Source organism: Mesorhizobium sp. M7A.F.Ca.ET.027.03.2.1 (assembly GCF_003999175.1).
Lineage (GTDB): Bacteria > Pseudomonadota > Alphaproteobacteria > Rhizobiales > Rhizobiaceae > Mesorhizobium.
In genome coordinates this window covers 1-1,193 of record NZ_RZOM01001424.1, presented here as the reverse complement: position 1 = coordinate 1,193, position 1,193 = coordinate 1, and the positions used below count along the sequence as shown (strand labels likewise).

Here is a 1,193-nt window from a genome sequence, read left to right as displayed (position 1 = left end):
GATCTACATATTATGTAGACCGATTGTCATATTTCGCGCAAGGGCTATAATGACCTCTCCTGACAGAGGTTGACATGGCGAACGACACACGAGCCCGCATACTCGAGACGACCGGATTGCTGCTCAGGCAGCGCGGCTATCACGGCACCTCGCTCAATGACATATTGAGCGCCAGCGGCGCGCCGCGAGGCTCGCTCTATTTTCATTTTCCCGGCGGCAAGGACCAACTGGTCATCGAGGTGACGCGGGCCAGCGTTGCCGACGTGACGGAGAGGCTGGGCGAAGCGCTGGCTGCCGAAAAGTATCCGGCGGTGGCTGTCCATCATATCTACCAGTCGGTGGGACGCATGCTGGAAGACAACCAGTTTTCGCTCGGCTGTCCGATCGCGCCTGTCGTGCTGGACTCGCCCACCGACGTGCCGGAACTGGCGGAGTTGTGCCGCTCGGCCTTCGAACAGTGGATAGGCCTGCTGCGGGACGCCTTCGTCAGGGCAGGGGTGCCCGAGCGCCGCGCGCATGCATTGGCACTGCTGGTCGAATCGTCGCTGGAGGGGCTGATGGTGATCGCCCGCGCCACCCACGACCGCGCCCCGGTGCAGGCTGTGGCCGATGAGGTCGCAGCGCTGATCGAGCAGGCGGTGCTCGCTGGAGCAGGCCGCAATCGCGACACGGCGATTTCCGCGGCCGAGATACCATCATCGCCGGGGTCCTGATGTCGCGACGCGCCTGATGCCAGCGGAAACATTAGTTCAATGTCGCGCCAAGCGTTCCGCGCGGTGTGTCGCCCCAACTCAAGTCCTGGCAGTGCTATTAGTGAAGTAAACGTCCTGGCAGAACAAAAAGGGCGCCTTTCGGCGCCCTTTCCGTAAGCTTAGCCAGATTGGCTGGATTAGAAGTCCATGCCGCCCATGCCGCCCATGCCGCCGCCCATGCCGCCAGGCATGCCGCCGCCGCCAGCCGACTCCTTCTTCGGAGCCTCCGCGATCATGGCTTCGGTGGTGACGAGCAGGCCGGCGACCGAGGCCGCGTCCTGAAGAGCCGTACGGACAACCTTGACCGGATCGACGATACCCATGGCGATCATGTCGCCATATTCGCCGGTCTGGGCGTTGTAGCCGAAGGTCGCGCCCTTGTTCTCAAGGATCTTGCCGGCAACGATCGATGCTTCCGCACCGGCGTTGGCCGCGATCTGG

At 63.1% G+C, this 1,193-nt stretch carries 2 protein-coding genes; one reads left to right on the top strand and one right to left on the bottom strand.

Annotated elements, in window-relative coordinates:
• The first annotated feature begins 74 nt into the window (after positions 1-74).
• A complete protein-coding gene (locus tag EN750_RS35265; RefSeq protein ID WP_127332202.1) occupies positions 75-713 on the top strand; it encodes a TetR/AcrR family transcriptional regulator in 639 nt (212 codons plus the stop codon).
• A 176-nt stretch (positions 714-889) separates the two neighbouring features.
• On the opposite strand, the gene EN750_RS35260 is transcribed toward EN750_RS35265, so the two are convergent.
• The coding region (locus EN750_RS35260; RefSeq protein WP_281062376.1) for a TCP-1/cpn60 chaperonin family protein at positions 890-1,193 on the bottom strand (304 nt) is incomplete at its 5' end.

Bases quoted from the DNA above. Each gene is read 5' to 3' on its own strand.
- EN750_RS35265 (WP_127332202.1), top strand. From the start codon at position 75: ATGGCGAACGACACACGAGCCCGCATACTCGAGACGACCGGATTGCTG.